This is a genomic window from Ruminococcus sp. CAG:379, assembly GCF_000434255.1.
Classification (GTDB): Bacteria; Bacillota; Clostridia; order Oscillospirales; family Ruminococcaceae; genus Ruminococcus_F; species Ruminococcus_F champanellensis.
In genome coordinates this window covers 1-2,128 of record NZ_FR894877.1, presented here as the reverse complement: position 1 = coordinate 2,128, position 2,128 = coordinate 1, and the positions used below count along the sequence as shown (strand labels likewise).

The following is a 2,128-nucleotide window of genomic DNA, read 5'->3' as shown; positions in this document are numbered from 1 at the left end:
GGAGCAGATCGTCCAGAAGGCGGTGGAGCTTGGGGCGGCAAGGATCGTTCCGGTGCTGACCCGTCGGTGCATTTCCCGGCCGGATCCGGGGCAGTTTTCCAAAAAGCAGCAGCGGCTCCAGAAGATCGCCCACGCCGCCGCCAAGCAGGCAGGACGGGGCATCATTCCGGAGGTGGGGGGCATGCTGACCTTTTCCCAGGCTCTGGAGGAGCTGGGAGGACAGCAGCTGCCGGTCATGCTGTACGAAGCCGGAGGCGTGTCCATGTCCCAGCTGACTGTGCCCAGAACCGGCAGCATCGGGGTGCTGGTAGGCAGCGAAGGGGGCTTTGATCCGGAGGAGGCGGCGCAGGCACGGCTTGCAGGGATTCAGCCGGTGTGGCTTGGGCCCCGGATCCTCCGGTGTGAAACGGCGCCCCTGACGGCACTTTCCCTGCTGATGTATCTGAGTGGTAATTTATAAGGAGATGAGGATATGGATCCGGAGGAACGGCAAGCCCTGCAGGTGGAGCAGGAGAATCAGGAAAAGCTGATGAAGGTGTGCAGATGGTGCCATATTCTGGTATGCCTGTTACTGACGGTGCTGACCGGGGTGCTTTTGCATCTGATCGGCGCAGGGGGCGTGTTCGTGGGGTTTACCTGCGTGCTGGCATTCGGTGCGTATGTGTGGCTGGAGCGGCGCTTTCTGCGAAAGCATGTAAACCGGGCGGTGAAGCGGTTTTTTGACAGCAGGAGACATGCGCATTGATGGGGGAGAAGGGATTGCAGGCTGTGATCTTTGACCTGGACGGAACCCTGTTGGATTCCATGCATGTCTGGGAGCAGGTGGATCAGCGGTTTTTGCGGGAAAACCGCATCCTTCCCCCGGCAGGGATCTCTGATCGGCTGAAAACCATGGGGATCCGGGAGGCGGCGGCGTTTTTCATTTCGGAATTTGCCCTGGATATGACCCCGGAGCAGGTGATCGCCCGAATTGAAAATCTGGCAGCGGAGGAATACCGGCTGCGGATCCCCCTGAAGCCCGGCGTTCTGGAGGTGCTGGACGGGCTGGATGCCCGGCACATTCCTTACTGCATTGCCACCGCTACCTATGATTCCCTGGTGGAGGCAGCCCTGGAGCGACTGGGCATCCGGCACCGGTTCCGGTTTGTGCTGACCTGTTCCCAGGTGGGCAGCACCAAGGCAAAGCCGGATATTTACCTGGAATGCGCCCGGCGGCTGGGGCATGCGTCCCGGGAAATCCTCGTGGCAGAGGATGCCCTCCACGCCATCGAAACCGCCAACAGTGCCGGATTTTTCACCTTCGGGGTCTATGAGCCTACCGCAGCGGCGGACTGGCAGCGGATCCGGGAGATCAGCGGCGGCTGGGGCATGGAGCTAACGGAGCTACTACAGTATTTTATATAAGGAGGGGGCTGCATGCGGCGGATTCCCACACATAAAAAATGGTTTGCGGCGGCGCTGGTGTGCGCTGTGCTGCTGGGGGCGGAGTGCATTGCCGCATGGGCAGGGGGCTTGCTTCTGCTGCCCGGGATGCATGGGTTCGTGACCCCGGGGCTGGGTCTGCTGCTGACGGTGCTGCTGGGGATCACCCTCTGGAAATACTGCCGGGCAAAGCAGCGGATCAGCCGCCCCTGCATCTGGCTGGGAGGCGCAGCGGCGGTAGGCTGTGCGGTGAGCCTGGTGGGTATTGTCCTGGCGGCACGGACGCCGGCACAGAAGCAGGAATTTTTCTACCAGGGAGGCGGCAGCGCCGTGACTGTGTATGCCCGTTCCCGGCAGGCGCAGGTGGAATTTACCGTATGCGACGGGACGAATCCCTTTCTGGCAAAGCGGCTGGATCGGGTGACCCTTGCCGTCGGTACGGAAAGCACCTGGGACATTGCCTGCGACTGGGAGACCAGTGACCGGGTGCGGCTGGTGTTCCGTTCCGGGAAGCATGCCCAGGTACTGGAGGAGGAGCTGGAACGGGTGTACCGGTGTGCGGATCAGGAGGTGTACTGGATCAATTGAGGGCAGGGAGCTTTGCGGGTTTTTACATTTGAGTGACCGTTTGCTTATGATTTGTTTTTGATGCTTTGCGTGCTTCACCCACGCATGACCCCTTTACCGGAGTCTTGGGGAGACAACC

Annotated in this window: 4 protein-coding genes; all 4 read left to right on the top strand. The window is 61.0% G+C overall.

Annotated elements, in window-relative coordinates:
• Positions 1-460: RsmE family RNA methyltransferase (locus QVO51_RS04670; RefSeq protein WP_288167867.1), on the top strand; the 460-nt coding region annotated here is incomplete at its 5' end.
• Positions 461-472: 12 nt separating this feature from the next.
• A complete protein-coding gene (locus QVO51_RS04665) occupies positions 473-745 on the top strand; it encodes a hypothetical protein (RefSeq protein WP_022357427.1) in 273 nt (90 codons plus the stop codon).
• Positions 745-1,404 (top strand): HAD family hydrolase, encoded by a 660-nt coding sequence (locus QVO51_RS04660; protein WP_022357426.1) that lies wholly within the window; start codon positions 745-747, stop codon positions 1,402-1,404. The genes QVO51_RS04665 and QVO51_RS04660 overlap by 1 nt, the downstream gene beginning before the upstream one ends.
• Positions 1,405-1,416: 12 nt before the next feature.
• A complete protein-coding gene (locus tag QVO51_RS04655; RefSeq protein WP_022357425.1) occupies positions 1,417-2,010 on the top strand; it encodes a hypothetical protein in 594 nt (197 codons plus the stop codon).
• The last annotated feature ends 118 nt before the right edge of the window (positions 2,011-2,128 follow it).

Excerpts from the sequence above, each read along its gene's own strand:
- QVO51_RS04665 (WP_022357427.1), top strand. The coding sequence starts at position 473 with ATGGATCCGGAGGAACGGCAAGCCCTGCAGGTGGAGCAGGAGAATCAG.
- QVO51_RS04660 (WP_022357426.1), top strand. The coding sequence starts at position 745 with ATGGGGGAGAAGGGATTGCAGGCTGTGATCTTTGACCTGGACGGAACC.
- QVO51_RS04655 (WP_022357425.1), top strand. The coding sequence starts at position 1,417 with ATGCGGCGGATTCCCACACATAAAAAATGGTTTGCGGCGGCGCTGGTG.